Source organism: Rhodanobacteraceae bacterium (genome assembly GCA_016713135.1).
Classification (GTDB): Bacteria; Pseudomonadota; Gammaproteobacteria; order Xanthomonadales; family SZUA-5; genus JADKFD01.
Window position 1 is genome coordinate 17,319 of record JADJPR010000015.1, and the last position, 13,278, is coordinate 30,596.

General features: G+C 70.8%; 9 protein-coding genes and 1 pseudogene. 1 reads left to right on the forward strand and 9 read right to left on the reverse strand.

Annotated elements, in window-relative coordinates:
• Nucleotides 1–267 precede the first annotated feature (267 nt).
• From IPK27_12545 to IPK27_12555, 3 genes and pseudogenes are all read right to left on the reverse strand, one after another.
• The gene (locus tag IPK27_12545; GenBank protein MBK8068415.1) at nt 268–1,914 is read right to left on the reverse strand and encodes a D-2-hydroxyacid dehydrogenase; all 1,647 of its coding nucleotides are present in this window, start codon (nt 1,912–1,914) and stop codon (nt 268–270) included.
• 110 nt (nt 1,915–2,024) lie between these two features.
• Nucleotides 2,025–2,459, reverse strand: coding sequence for an ester cyclase (locus tag IPK27_12550; GenBank protein MBK8068416.1), 435 nt, complete (start codon nt 2,457–2,459; stop codon nt 2,025–2,027).
• Nucleotides 2,460–2,555: 96 nt separating this feature from the next.
• A pseudogene (locus IPK27_12555) lies at nt 2,556–3,384 on the reverse strand (dioxygenase).
• 172 nt (nt 3,385–3,556) lie between these two features.
• Between IPK27_12555 and IPK27_12560 the strand changes: the two are divergent.
• A complete protein-coding gene (locus IPK27_12560; protein MBK8068417.1) occupies nt 3,557–4,189 on the forward strand; it encodes an N-methyl-D-aspartate receptor NMDAR2C subunit in 633 nt (210 codons plus the stop codon).
• A 3-nt stretch (nt 4,190–4,192) separates the two neighbouring features.
• Here IPK27_12560 and IPK27_12565 read toward each other — a convergent pair whose 3' ends face one another.
• The 6 genes from IPK27_12565 to IPK27_12590 all read right to left on the reverse strand — a co-directional run bounded on the left by IPK27_12565 (nt 4,193) and on the right by IPK27_12590 (nt 13,232).
• Complete coding sequence (locus IPK27_12565; protein ID MBK8068418.1) at nt 4,193–4,867, reverse strand: response regulator; 675 nt, start codon at nt 4,865–4,867, stop codon at nt 4,193–4,195.
• The gene (locus tag IPK27_12570) at nt 4,849–6,393 is read right to left on the reverse strand and encodes a HAMP domain-containing protein (protein MBK8068419.1); all 1,545 of its coding nucleotides are present in this window, start codon (nt 6,391–6,393) and stop codon (nt 4,849–4,851) included. The genes IPK27_12565 and IPK27_12570 overlap by 19 nt, the downstream gene beginning before the upstream one ends.
• Nucleotides 6,390–7,817 carry an intradiol ring-cleavage dioxygenase gene (locus tag IPK27_12575; GenBank protein ID MBK8068420.1) on the reverse strand — a complete coding sequence of 476 codons (1,428 nt, stop codon included), beginning with the start codon at nt 7,815–7,817 and terminating at the stop codon, nt 6,390–6,392. Before IPK27_12575 ends, IPK27_12570 begins: the two co-directional genes overlap by 4 nt.
• A 299-nt stretch (nt 7,818–8,116) precedes the next feature.
• Complete coding sequence (locus tag IPK27_12580) at nt 8,117–10,264, reverse strand: CotH kinase family protein (protein ID MBK8068421.1); 2,148 nt, start codon at nt 10,262–10,264, stop codon at nt 8,117–8,119.
• A gap of 146 nt (nt 10,265–10,410) precedes the next feature.
• Nucleotides 10,411–10,905 (reverse strand): hypothetical protein, encoded by a 495-nt coding sequence (locus IPK27_12585; GenBank protein ID MBK8068422.1) that lies wholly within the window; start codon nt 10,903–10,905, stop codon nt 10,411–10,413.
• A gap of 1,535 nt (nt 10,906–12,440) precedes the next feature.
• Nucleotides 12,441–13,232 carry a VOC family protein gene (locus tag IPK27_12590; GenBank protein ID MBK8068423.1) on the reverse strand — a complete coding sequence of 264 codons (792 nt, stop codon included), beginning with the start codon at nt 13,230–13,232 and terminating at the stop codon, nt 12,441–12,443.
• Nucleotides 13,233–13,278 lie beyond the last annotated feature (46 nt).

A 13,278-nucleotide genomic window follows, 5' to 3' on the forward strand; every position in this document is an offset into this window, starting at 1 on the left:
CCAGACCGGCGGTCAGCGCGCCGCCGGCCACGGCGCCCAGCGTGGCTCCGGCGGCGATGATCCCGTACAGCCGGCGCGAGGACTCGCCGCGCCAGGCGTCCGCCATCAGCGCCCAGAACACGCTCAGGGCGAACAGGTTGTAGACGCTGACCCAGACGAAGAACACCCGCCCGGTCCACACCGACGAGCTTTCCGGCAGCGCCACCAGCGCGATCCAGAAACCCAGCAGGCACAGCATCAGCGCGCGATAGCAGATCGCCACCACGGTCAGCCGCGGAAAGCGCGAGACCAGTGGCGTACAGCGGATTGACCGCGAACATCGCCAGCAGCGTGGCGGTGAAAAGCCATGGCAGGTTGTCCACACCACCGGCCACGCCCATCTGGTCGCGGATCGGGCGCAGGATGAAGTAGCCCGCCATCAGCAGGAACACGCTCATTGCCGCCAGCGCCGGCGGCTCCTCGCGGCGCACGCTCGAGCATCTGGCGCCAGACGCTGGACTCGGGCTGGCTCACGGGTGGCCGCCGCAGCGCGCTGTCACGGTGAGGTGTCGATACATGCAGGCCTGGCGATGGGCAGTGGGCGCAACACCAGCGGATGCCTGCCGCAGGTGCGCATCGCCCGGAAGTCAGGCGGCGCTCAGGGCCACGACCAGCGTAGCCCGGCGGTACGCGCGCCAGGGCGTTCCCCGGGTGCTTAGCAAGTCCTCGGCGGTGAATCGCTGCGCGATACAACGCCCTACGCCGCAGTTTGCGTCCGGTCAGAGCGCCGCCGTCAGTACCGCGCTCGATGTCGACCACGTTCAGCAACGGCTCGCCGGCGACATAGCGCCGCAGGTTCTCGGCGACGAGCACCTGGTAACGCTCGTTCTGAGCGTCCGACTGCGCCGCCACGTGCGGCGTGATCACCACATTGTCCATCGCCCACAGCGGGTGGCCGGCGGGCAGCGGCTCGGGATCGGTGACGTCGAGCCCGGCGCCGGCCAGGTGGCCGCTCTCGAGCGCGGCGACGAGGTCGGCGGTCACCGCGCTGCGCCCGCGCGCCACGTTGATGAAATAGCCGTCTGGCTTCATCGCAGCGAAGAAGGCGGCGTCGAAGATCCCGGTGGTCTGCGGTGTCAGCGGCGCGGCGTTGACCACCACGTCGGCTTCCGCGGCAAAAGCCAGCAGGTCCTCCGGCAATCCCACCTTCGCGACGAAATCCGGGCCTTCGCGGCTGCTGTTGCGGGTGGCGATGACGCGCATGCCCAAGCCATGCGCGAGGCGTGCGACCTCGGTGCCGATGCCGCCGAGACCGACCAGCAACATGGTGCGTCCGCCCACCTCACGCATCCCGGCACGCGGGGCGCCATCGCGCGCCCATTCGCCGGCCGCCTGGTTGCGGCCGTGCACGCTGAGGCCGCGGGTCAGGGCCAGCAGCATCGCCATCGCGTGCTCAGCGATCGGCTGCGCGCTGGTACGCTGCATGTTGCTCAGCGTCAGGCCGCGCTGCGCCAGTCCCGGTACCGCCACGCAGCGCTCGACGCCGACCGACAGCGCCTGGAACCAGTGCACCGACGTGGCCTCGGCCAGCAGGGCCGGATCGCAGGGTCCGATCACCACCTGCGCGCCGGCGAGTTGCGCCTTGCGCGCCTCGCCCTCGGCCAGTGCCTCCACCTTGGCTTCCGGCGCGAGGGCATGCAGTGCAGCGAGCTGCGCGTCATCGGCGTAGGCGACCACGACCAGTCCCGGCGCCTTCCAGCCCGGCAAGTCGCGCGAGGCGGTCTTCGCCTCGGCCAGGCCGAACTGCTGGATCAGCGCGGTGGCGCGCGGATCCGGGGCGCCGGCTTGCGCCTGGGTCCAGAGCGCGAGCAGGCAGGCCAGAAGGCTGGAAGGACGCGCCCGTGACGGGCGGGTGCGGGGTGGGCTGCGCGACATGGGAATCCCTGATCGTGGCGTACTGCGCAGGTTAGCGCGGGCTGGCCGCCTGCGGGCGTTCCAGTCTTGCCGGCGCGATGGCCCCGCGCAGGCGTGCACCCGCGTCCAATTCAGAGGACCTGTACGCCGCCGCTGCTGCTGCCCTGCGCAAGGGCCTGGAATAGCGAGCCGACGTCGAAGCCGTCCTGTCCCTCGACGATCTGCCCGTTGGCGAAGCGCAGCCAGGTGATGCCGTCGAAGCGTACGCGCCGGCCGCAGGCGGGCAGCCCGAGCGAATCGCCCTGATGGGTGCCGTGCATGCGCCACCGTACCACCACCTGCTCGGCCTCGGTGACCGTGCCGAGCACGTCGAAGCGCATGTCCGGGAAGGCTGCGGAGAAGGGCTCGAAGACTTCGCGCAGCCATGCGTCGCGGCCCTCGATCACGCGCCCGGCGGCCTCGCCGCGGGTGTCCTCGGCCATCCATTCGGCAACCAGCGCGCGGTCCTTGTTCGCCCACACTTCAGTGAACCAGCGGCGCGCGCGGTCGGTGATGTCGGTGTCCATCGGTGGGCTCCAGGTGGGTTCGGGACACCGAGCATAGCCGCGGAAACCTTCAGTTACGCTTCTGCTTCGGATCCTGTCCGCCGGGCGTGGACGCACTCAGCCCTCGAAGCCGTTGGCGTACACCCGTTGGGCGGCGGCGGGCTCCACCGGGACGCCGACTTCAAGCAGCGCCGCATAGCCGACCTGGTTGTCGCCGGCAACCGTCGCGAGCTGGTGGATTCCGCCGTCATCGCCGAACACGTTGTCGCTGGCCAGGCTGAGCTGGTTGAGATTGCTGGTGGCGGCTGGGTACAGCGCGGCTTGCGCGTAGACCGCGCGGCAGGCGGTTTCGGGCAGCGCCAGTTGCGAAGTCCGCAGGGCATTGCTGCCGCTGGTGGCCGCGGCCAGCGAAGCGAAGACCTCGAAATGCATGTGCGGCCAGCGCCCGGGGTAGCAGCCCGGGAAGATCGTGGTGAAATGGATTTCGCCGCTGGCATCGCTGACCTGGACCCCGCGCAGGTAGTTCTGTGCCGTGATCCCGCCTCGAGTACATCGAGTAGCCGCCGGCGGCATTGCAATGCCACAGATAGACCGCCAGCCCGGTCAGCGGCGCACATCCGCCCGTGCTGCTGACCAGGCGCAAGGTCACCGTGAGCAGGGTCCCGACGGCGAGCGTGCTGCCGGAATCGCCGAAGCTGGCCCGGATGTCGCTGCGCACGATGCCGCTCTGGGTCAGCGCATTCGGCCCGTTGCTGCCATCGCCCGGATATGGGCCGCCGGTTTCGGACGGGATCAGGACGCAAGCCATGCCGCGTGCGGGCATCAGACCAGCAGCGGCGGCGCCGCCGAGCCAGCCCAGCAGGCGTCGTCGTTGCAGGCGTTCGCGCTCGGCGAGGACGCGCAGGGTGGTGGCGAGCGGTGCATCTGCATCGGGCAGCACGGACATGGACATGACAGGCTCCATCTGGGCACAAGCACAATGTGCCACTGAAGGACGGCAGCAAATTCCAGCGACCGAGGAACCATCGAGGACAAACTTTGCAGGCCCGCGGTGGTGGTCCGTGCGGGACATTGGTCGCATGCTGGACGCAATAGCGCAGGCTCGCACGGAGGAATGGATGACGTCCGGAGACCGTTTCGCGCAGAGTTGGCGGCGCGCCTGGCAAGGGGTCAGCGCCAAGGGCGACGGCGTGGCCTGGCGCGACGCCCTTCTCCGGCGTTACGCGGAGCCGCATCGCCACTACCACACCCTGCAGCACCTCGACGAATGCCTCGCCGGGTTCGAGGCCGTTGCCGGCCAGGCGCAGCAACCTGCCCTGGTGGAGCTGGCGCTGTGGTTCCACGATGCGATTTACGAGGTCCGCAGCAGGCGCAACGAAGAGGCGAGCGCCGACTGGGCGCATCAAGTCCTGCGCGGCGCCGGGGTGACCGAGGAGGACGCCCGAGGGGTGCATGCGCTGGTGCTCGTCACCCGTCACGACAGCTTGCCGCAGGATGCCGACGCACGACTGCTGGTCGACATCGACCTGTCCATCCTGGGCGCCGCACGCGCCCGCTTCGACGAGTACGAATGCCAGATCCGGGCCGAGTACGCGCATGTCCCGGGCCTGCTTTTCCGCTTCAAACGTCGCCAGATACTGCGCGCCTTTCTCGACCGGCCCTGGATCTACGCCACCGAGTACTTCCGCAGCAGGCTGGAGATTCCTGCACGCGAGAACCTGGCGCGCGCCCTGAGCGGTGCCCCGGGCTGATGCCTATCCCTCGTCCAGTTCGAAGCGAAAACCCGAACCGTAGACCGAATGGATGGCGTCCAGCCCGATCTCGTCCAGCTTGCGGCGCAGGTTTCGCACGTGACTGCTCAGTGTGCGCTCGGCCACGATTCGATGATCGTCGTAGGCTGCCGCCAGCAGTTGCTCGCGGGTGCAGATGCGTCCGCGCCGGCGCAGCAATCGTTCCATGATGCGGAACTCCACGGGCGTCAGCGCCACAGTCTGGCCGGCGCAGCGCAGTTGCATGCGCTCCTCGTCCAGCAGCAGGCTGGATTCCGCGGCGGGTTCCTGCGCCCCGCGTGCCCGCCGCAGCACGGCGCGCAGCCGGGCACCGACTTCGCGCAGGCTGTAGGGCTTGCAGATGTAGTCGTCGGCGCCGAAATCGAAGCCCAGCAGGCGGTCGATCTCCTCGATCCGGGCGGTGGCCATCAGCACCGGCACGCTGCTCGATTCGCGCAGCTTGCGCAGCAGCGTCAGGCCATCCTCGCCCGGCAGCATGACATCCAGCAGCAGCGCGTCGGGCGTCTCCTCCCGCACGCGCCGGAGCACTGCGCTGCCATGATGCTCGATCAGTGCCTCGTAGCCCTCGGCCTGGAGGTAGTCGCGCAGCACCGCCGCGAGCTTGGGCTCGTCCTCGACGATCAGGATGCGTTCGCGCATGTTCCAGCAAGCTCCAGCGGCAGGGTGATGTCGACGTGCAGTCCACCGAGTTCGGATGGGCGCGCGCTGATGCGCCCGCCATGCGCATCGATGATGGCGCGGGCGATGGCCAGGCCGAGGCCAGAGCCGCCATGCAGGCGCGAACGCGCCGGGTCGGCGCGGTACCAGCGGTCGAACAATCGCGGCAGGTCGGACTCCGGCACGCCGGGCGGACTGTCATCGAGTTGCAGGCGGGCTTCATTTCCGGCGCGTGACAGGCGCAGCCGGATCGTCCCGGGCGCGTCGGTATAGCGGCCGGCGTTCACCAGCAGATTGTCCAGCGCCTGCGCCAGCCGCCGGCGGTCGGCGCGCACCGGTAGGGGTTCGCCGCTGTCGTCGTTGTCCAACGTCAGTCCGGATTGGCGCAGCCGCGGGCGGTGGCGATCGGCCGCATCGGCGGCGGCATCCGCGAGGTCGATCGACCCGAAGCGGTATTCAAGCGCACCGGCATCCGCCAGCGTGAGCTGGTTGAGATCCTCGACCAATTGGGTCAACTGGTCGATCTCCTGCTGCAGCGAGGCCACCGCGGCGGCATCGAGCGGGCGCACGCCGTCGGCCAGCAGGTGCAGTTCGCTGCGCAGCACGGTCAGCGGCGTGCGCAGCTCGTGGGCAACGTCCGCGCTCCAGCGCTGGCGCGACTGGCGGGCCTGCTCCAGGGCCTCGGCCAGCCGGTTGAAATCGCGCGCGAGTGCGCCGATCTCGTCGCCACGGTGAGCATCGCAGCGATGTCCGTACTCGCCCGCGGCGAGTCGGCGCGCACCCTCTGCCAAGGCGTCCAGCGGCTGGCGCAGGCGTCGCGCCAGCGCGAAGGCCAGCAGCAGCGACAGCAGCAGCACGCAGGCTGCGGCGTAGAGCGCGCCGCGCAACTGCTGGCGCGCGAACTCGCTTTCGGCGCCGGCCGGCAGGCTGGGGAGTGCAGCGATCCGCAACTCGCCGATGGCGCGCCCGTCGGCGCTGAGCGGAAGGCGCAAGCGGGAGCTGGCGACATCCGCGTTCCCGGCGACATAGCTGCCGTCGACATCGAACAGCCCGAAGCGGGCGCCGATGCTCATGTCGTCCGGCCGCGGCCCCGGACCGCGCCCGCCCGCAGACTGAGGGCCCCGCGCCCTGGGGTCTGCGCGCATCTCGGGCATCGGCCCATGCGCGGGCGCTCGCTCTTGCGCGGAGGGGCGCCAGTCTCCGGCGTGCCCGCCGCCTGCCGGCGGGTTTCCCGGTCGCTGGCGCGGCTCGGGCGGACCATCCTGTCCGTCCGGCGACACCAGCCCGCCCATCCGGCCGCGATTCATGCGCAGGCGCTCCCAGCCGCCCTCGTCGGCATGCAACTGGACCAGACGACGACCCACCTGCTGCGCCTGGCCGAGCGCGATCGCATCCAGGTAGTCCGAGAATCCGCGCGCAAAGCTCCATTGCTGCCAGGCCAACTGGCCGACCAGGGCTGCCGTCGCGAGCAGCGCCAACGCAAGGAACAGGCGCTGCCAGAGCTTCAAGCAGAGACCCCCACGATCAGCGTCGCCACATAGCCGGTACTGGTGCTGCCGGCCACGTTCGCGAGCTGGTAGGACACGCCGTCGCGGAACACATTGTCGGCCTGGAAACTGGTCACCGAGGTGTTCTGGCCGCGCTGGGCATACAAGGTTGATGCATAGACCGCCTGGGTCACGTCCTGGGGGAAGGCCACCTGGGAGGTGATGATGCCGCTGCCGCTGGTACTTGCGCTCAGCCAGGCGCGGAAGTGGATATGGGTGATGCGGCCGGCGTACCAGCCCGGGTAGATCGTCTGGAACACCACCTGGCCAGCGGTATTGGTGGTCTGCACGCCGCGCATGAAGGTCTGTCCGGTGGCGTTGACGCCGCCGGTCTGGCCGCTGTAGCCGGAGTACACGCCATCCTTGTCGCAGTGCCAGGCGTACACCGCCGCACCCGCCAGCGGCGCGCAGCCGCGGTTGATGTCGACCAGCTTGAGGACCAGCGTCAGCGGCACGCCAGGCCGGCCCTCGGTGAGATCGCTCCGGCGCAGGGCGCTGTCGGAGAGCGCGGCCAGCAGCGGGTAAGGGCCCTCCGTCTCGCTCGGGATCAGTGCGCAGGTGCTTGAGAAGGCGCAAGCCCCCGGCGCCACGCCGGCGCGCACCAGGTTGATCGTGCCGCGCCGCCCGGCCAACTCGCCATTGCCGAACTGCCAGTTCAGAGTGGCCGCGTTGCAGCTCTGAAAGCTGAGTTCGGCGGTACCGATCGGCAGTGTGCTGACGCTGCCGGCCGTGGCGAAGCGCCCGCCGGTGGTCTGGTAGATCGTGAATGCCAGGCTGCGCTCGCCCGCTGCGGCCACCGCCTGCGCGGTGTACCAGCGTTGCTGCGAAGGATCCGCCGTCGGGGTGTCGGTATCGGCGTAGGTGTACCAGGCCATGAACGCGGCCGAAGCACTCGGGTTGTACTCCAGGATCAGGCCCTGGCCGGCGCTGTCCGGGTCGTACCAGGAACCGGAATAGGCGAAGTCGATGTCGCCGCTGCTGCCAGCATCCGCGCACACCACATTGGCGAGTCCGCGAGTCAGCGCCAGGCTGCCGCTGCGCCCGTCATCCAGGGTGAACCCGAAACGCGCCGAAGTACACGTGGCGAAGTCGATGCGCGCGCTGCCGACGCGTTGGGCGAAGGTCACCGGCGCACTGGCGAAGCGCCCGCCGGTATTGCGGTAGATCGTCAGGTCCACGGCGCTGGCACTGCCGCGGATCTCGCCCGAGAAGCTGTACCAGCGCTGCGCGGTGGTCCCGCCGGCTTGCGTATCGAAAGTGAACCAGCCGCCGAACAGCAGGCCCAGGCCCGCCCCGAGCAGGTCCGGGTAGACCTCGATGACGAAGCCCTGTCCGGGCATCGAGGCGTCGTACCAGACGCCCGTCAGGCCGCTCTGGTTGGCCACCCGGGGCTGCTGTCGCGCTGCGCGGAAGCGCGGGCAGCAGCAAGGCGCTGGCGCCAGCGCCGCCGAGCAGGCCCAGCCAACGGCGGCGGGACGGGACAGGGGTGGCAGACACCTTCGGCTTGGCATTCATCGCTGGTCCTCGGTCGGGATGACGCCTTGCACCCCTAGGCGCTCACTGCGCAATCGCCGCGCAGTGATCGAGGAGACTTCTTGCAGCCTGAGAGGCTTACGTTTCGTGACCGACGCATCGAGCCCGTCGACCGGCGCGGGCACCCACGCCGGCCGCCAAGGCTCAGCGGCTATTCGAAGCCGTCGGCGAACACGCCGGCGCACTGCGCGACCACGCTGCTGCCGGGTGTGCCCACATCGCCCGAGGTGGCGGCGTAGGAGCCGTAGCCGTCGCCAACGGTCGAGAGCTGCCAGGAGGCCAGCATGTTGAGTCCGACCGCATCGCAACCCACCTGGCCGCTGCGGTTCTGCGTGCGGATCGTCCCCGGATAGGTCTGGTCGCCGAACCACAGCCGGTCCTGCAGCGCGCCGCTCGCGTCGAACACGTGGATCTGGTCGTTGCGGCCAAGGTTGTTGCCGCCGCCCACGGTGCCGAAGGAGCCGATCACCTTGACTGACGGCGCGAGGTTCCACGCGGTGCGGAAGGCGGTCGCATCGGCGTCGGTGATGATCACCGATTCGCCGGGCTGCACCTGGCCGAAGGCCGACAGGCTGAAGGCACCTGCGGTGGCGTGGTCGTCGTCCAGGCTCCAGTCCGTCAGGTCGATGACCTCGCCGGTGGTGTTGGTCAGTTCGATGAACTCGCCGCTCGCGCCCGAGTACATCCACTCGCTGATGCGCATGCCCACCGGCGAGCCAGCGAAGAAGTCGACCACGCGCGCCGCGCGCTCGGTCTTCTCGGGGAAGAAACTCAGCGACGAATAGGTATTCGACGCGGTGGCCGAGACATACCAGCTCACGCGCTGCCCTGAGGTCCCGGCCACAGGTAGCGCGATGCCGTAGACGCCATCGCCCGGTGCGCCGTCGCCGGAAGCACCGTCGTCCAGCATCTGGGCACGCTGGTAGACGGCGCTGCGCGCGGGCCGGTAGTAGAGGTCCACCCGCGCCACGCCGCTGCCATTCGGGGCCACCGTGGCCGTGATGCTCACCGGCGTGCCCGGTGCCGGGAAATTGTTGCTCGCGGCGGCAGCGCTGATCGTGGGACCTTGTGCTGCCAGCTCCAGGGTGGTGTCGAGGAAGCTCGCGCGCTGCTCCACGAACTGCTGCAGGCCGATGATGTTGCCACCGCCGAGGCCGGCGATCGGCATGTTCACGGTCTGGGTGAAATTCTGCTGGAACAGGGTGTAGGAATAGAGCTTCTTCGGGTCCGCCTGCACCGCGGCCTCGATCAGCGCACGCTGCGCGTCGAAGATCGGGCCAAAGTAGGCCATGCTCATGTCGCGCCGGGCAACGCGGTAGTGGGCGAAGAAGCGCTGGCGCAGTTCCGGCACCGACAGCACCCGGTTCAGCACCGGCTTGTTAGTCTGGGTGAAGTTGCGCGTGACCACCCAGGCGGCCTGGGAGAAGGACTCGTTGGCATCGCGCGGGGTCAGGTGGGTGCGCCCGTCCAGCGGGTCGCGGTAGACCATGAAGTCGCAGCCTTTGTTGACGTAGCTGTCGTCGTCGGTGAGGAAGTTCTCCATCACCACCGACCAGGTCGACGGATCGATCGCGAAGACCGCATCGATCGCGGGCGTGTTCGACAGCGAGTAGTTGGTCACGGCATCGGTGACCGTGATCAGTGCCGCCAGCGGATCGGCCAGTCCGCCGGTCTGCTGGATCTCGTAGGCGGTGTAGCCCGAGGCGGCGGTGCCGTTGTAGCGCAGTCCCGGGCCGTTCGGATTGTTGGCGCAGTTGACGCGCATGCCGTCGGCGTTTTCGAAGTAGCGCCGGTACATGCGTTTGTCGGTGTGCTGGACATTGATGTAGACGCCCCAGTTCTCGCCGTTGAGGGTCAGCAGCACATGGTTGGCGCGCGGGTTGGGGACGAACTGCGCCACGTAGTTGTTGAACGTGACCTCGCGCATGAAGGTCGGGTCGCGGAAGCCGTTGTTGAGGTTCAACTCCTCATAGCCCCAGAGCTGCTGGTCGGGGTTGACGAAATCCATCTCGACCTTCAGCGAGAACTTGTCCGAGTCCGAGGGCAACGCGGTGTAAGAGGTATTGCCGCGGATGCGCACGCCGACATTCGGGAAGGTCTCGCCGGCGATGGTCAGGTCCGCGCCGATCAGCACCTGCGAGTTGTAGTTGTTGCGCAGGCGCTGTTTCCAGTCGGCATCGTGGAACTGCAGGTTGATGGTGCGCAGGACGGTCGTGTCGTAGAGGTCCTGGGCGGCGGCCGGGCGCGCGCCGGCGCACGCGAGCAGCAGGAGGGCGAGACTGGCGAGCAACTGGCGCATGGGGCAGTTCCGGTGGAGCGCAGGCAGGCACAATAACGCCTACGGGGCCCGGAACTGCGCAGGAAATGTGCATTTGCGCACGACCCTCTCCCACGAATGGGGAGAGCGAACTCCGTCCTTCGCGGGTCGCGCGAGCGGCGGACGGCTCACTCGGGTGTCGCGAGCTGCTTGCGGCAGCGCTCAAGCAGGTGGGTGACGACGGGCGGGCGGGGGCGCGGGTCGGCCTCGATCATGGCGACCAACTCGCGCGAGCGATTGTGGCTGGAGAACATGTAGCACCCGAGCACATCGCCGTAGCCGCTGCGCGGGCTGCGGAACAGGTGCTCGAGCACGCGGGGCAGCAGTCGCTGGAAGGCAGGGCGCTGCTGGCCGACCAGTCGCCGCAGCAACGCGATCAACAGATCTTCCGCGACACCGCCGGCCAGCGCGGGAGCGATCGCCGCCTGCGCCGCGTCCGGATCCTCGCCGGCGCGCAACAGGGCGCGCACGAGGTCTGCCTCGGGTGGTCCGAGCCGGCGCAGATGTTCCTCATCCAGATTTCCGCTGCCGTAGTACTGCGGGTGGTCGCTCCATTCGAACAGTGCGCCACATGCCGGGCAGACGCCCAGGTCGATGCGTGAATCGAGGTCCAACAGTGTCATCCGGCTCCAGCCCGGCGACAGGCGCTCGTCGCGACCGGTGTTGGCGATCTCGCCGTCTCCAAGGGGCGCGCGGGGGTGCGGGCTGCTGGGTCTTTGTGCTGCCGTCGTTGCTCCCTGGTGTCGCCGCGGTTCCGCATGTCGGGGTGCGCCTGGCGCTGCTGTTTGCGGGGTCGCGTGGCGGGCGGTCGGGTTGTGCGGGGGCGTGGTGGGCGCTCGGTGGTGGCTGGCGCGGGGCCTTGGTGGCCGGCGGGTGGGGTGCGCGGGGGGGGGTGGCGGGGGGGGGCTGGGTGGGGGGCGGGGTGGCGCCGGGGGGGGTGGCCGGGCGGTGTGGCCGGGGGGGGCGGGGGGGTGGCTGTGGCGGGGGCGGTGGGGGTCGGTGCTGGCTGGCGGTGGCCGGTGGTCGCTGCGCGGGGGGCGGGGCTGTGTGTCCTGGGCCGCGTGCCGGGGGCTGCGCGGTGCGGGCGGTTGTGGCGGCGGGGGTGCTGGGTGCTCGTGGGCTGGTGCGGTGTCGGCGCGGCGCGGCCTCCTGGGCGGGGGCGCGCGCGGCGTGCGGCGGGGGGTGCGGGTGGGCGGGGGGCGCGCCCGGGTGCGGCGGGGCCGGTGGCTGGGTCGGGGGCGGCGCTGGCCGGGGGGCGCGCTTCGGGCCGCGGGTCCGCCGGCGGTGGCCGTGGGCGTGTGCGGTGCCGCGGGTGGTCGGCGGCGCGGTGGTCGGGCGGGGCGCTTTTCCGGCCGGTCGGGCTGGGCGGTCGCTTCCTCTGCGCTGCTGGGCGGCGCGCGGCGCGCGCCGGGCGGCGCTGGCCGGGCGCTCGCGCCTCTCCGGCGGCGCCGCATGCGCGCTCGTCGCGCGCGGGGGCGGGCGGGCCTGGCGGCGGTGCGCGGCGTCGGCGCGGTGCCAGCCTGGTCCGCCCGGCGCGCTGTTCCCGGTACTCGCCTTTGCGGTCGCCGGGGTGCTCGGGGCGCGGGCCGGCGCGCCGGTGGCCATCCGCCTGTGGGGGGCTGGCGCGGCGCCGGGCGTGTGCGCTGCCGGGCGGTGCGGTCGTGGCTGGTGCGGGCCGCGGCGCGCGGGGGGGTGTCCGGCGCGCCGCGCGTGCCGGTCCGCGGCCGGTGGCGGGGCGTCCGGCGCGCGGCGGGGGCGCGCGCCGCGCTGCGCGTCGCCCGCGGCGGGGGCCTCCGGCGGCGGTGGCGCGGCGCGCGCGCCGGGGCCGGCGCGCTCGGCCGGCCGCCGTGCTGGCGCGCGGCGGGCGGCGCCTGGTCTGGTCGTGCCTTGCTGCGCGGGGCGCCGCGGTCCGCTGCCGGCCCGCGCCGGCCGGGGGCGGCGCGCCGCGGTGCGCGGGCTGCTGCGCGGGCGGGGGCGTGCCGGCGGGGCGTGGTCCGCCGCCTGTGCCGCGGGCCGGTCGCTGGCTTCGTGCGCGCCTGGTCGTGCCGGCGCGCTGGCCAGGCGCCGGTGCGCAAGGGCGTCCGTGGGGGCGCGCGCGGCACGCAGGCCAGGCAAATCATCGAACTGGTCGACGCCCTGCCGGCGCGCGCGCGGCGTCTCAGCAAGGTGCGTGGATCAGCCGGATGATGTAGACGCCCGCACCGGTCGGATCGTCGAGGCGCGCAATGCGGCCAACGCCGGGCGCATCGAAGGCCGGGACGCAGGTCTTGCCGCCGAGTTCGGCCGCGCGGCGCAGGCAGGCATCCACGTCCGCCACCGGGATGTACAGCGACCAGTGCGGCGGAATCTCGCCCCATTCCGGGGTCATCTGCAGGATGCCGCCGTAGCGGGTGCCGCCGACGACGTACTCCTGGTACTCGACTCCGGGCGCGGGCTGCTTCGATGCCGGGAATTCCCAGCCGAGCAGTCCGCCGTAGAATGCCTTCGCGCCTGCGCTGTCGCGGGTGGCCAGTTCCACCCAGCCGACCGCATGGTGCTCGAACATCGTGAAGTCCCCGGAATCGGCCGAGGCCGGCTGCCACAAGCAGAACACCGCGCCGGCCGGATCGGCCAATACGGCGCCACGCCCATGGCCAGGCACGTCGAAGGGGCCGAACACCGACTGGCCGCCGAGCTCGCGGGCGCGCGCCAGGCTCGCGTCGACATCGGCGACCGCGAAATAGACCTGCCAGGCCGAAGGGCGGCCCTCGCTGCCGGGCAGCATGCCGCACAGCGCGCCGATGGTGCCGCTGGCATTGCGCAGGAAGGTGTAGTTGCCCATCTCGCCCATGTCGTTGTGCACATGGTTCCAGCCGAACAAGGCCTGGTGGAAGGCGAGCGAGGCATCCGCATTGCGGCTGGTCAGTTCGAACCAGCAGGGCGCCCCGGTGGGCGGGCAATGGAGTGGCATGGGCGAGTCCCGTCTTGTGGGGACATCAGGGTGCACCGGCGGCGCA

Bases quoted from the DNA above. Each gene is read 5' to 3' on its own strand.
- IPK27_12545 (MBK8068415.1), bottom strand. From the start codon at position 1,914: ATGTCGCGCAGCCCACCCCGCACCCGCCCGTCACGGGCGCGTCCTTCC.
- IPK27_12550 (MBK8068416.1), bottom strand. From the start codon at position 2,459: ATGGACACCGACATCACCGACCGCGCGCGCCGCTGGTTCACTGAAGTG.
- IPK27_12560 (MBK8068417.1), top strand. From the start codon at position 3,557: ATGACGTCCGGAGACCGTTTCGCGCAGAGTTGGCGGCGCGCCTGGCAA.
- IPK27_12565 (MBK8068418.1), bottom strand. From the start codon at position 4,867: ATGCGCGAACGCATCCTGATCGTCGAGGACGAGCCCAAGCTCGCGGCG.
- IPK27_12580 (MBK8068421.1), bottom strand. From the start codon at position 10,264: ATGCGCCAGTTGCTCGCCAGTCTCGCCCTCCTGCTGCTCGCGTGCGCC.
- IPK27_12585 (MBK8068422.1), bottom strand. From the start codon at position 10,905: ATGACACTGTTGGACCTCGATTCACGCATCGACCTGGGCGTCTGCCCG.
- IPK27_12590 (MBK8068423.1), bottom strand. From the start codon at position 13,232: ATGCCACTCCATTGCCCGCCCACCGGGGCGCCCTGCTGGTTCGAACTG.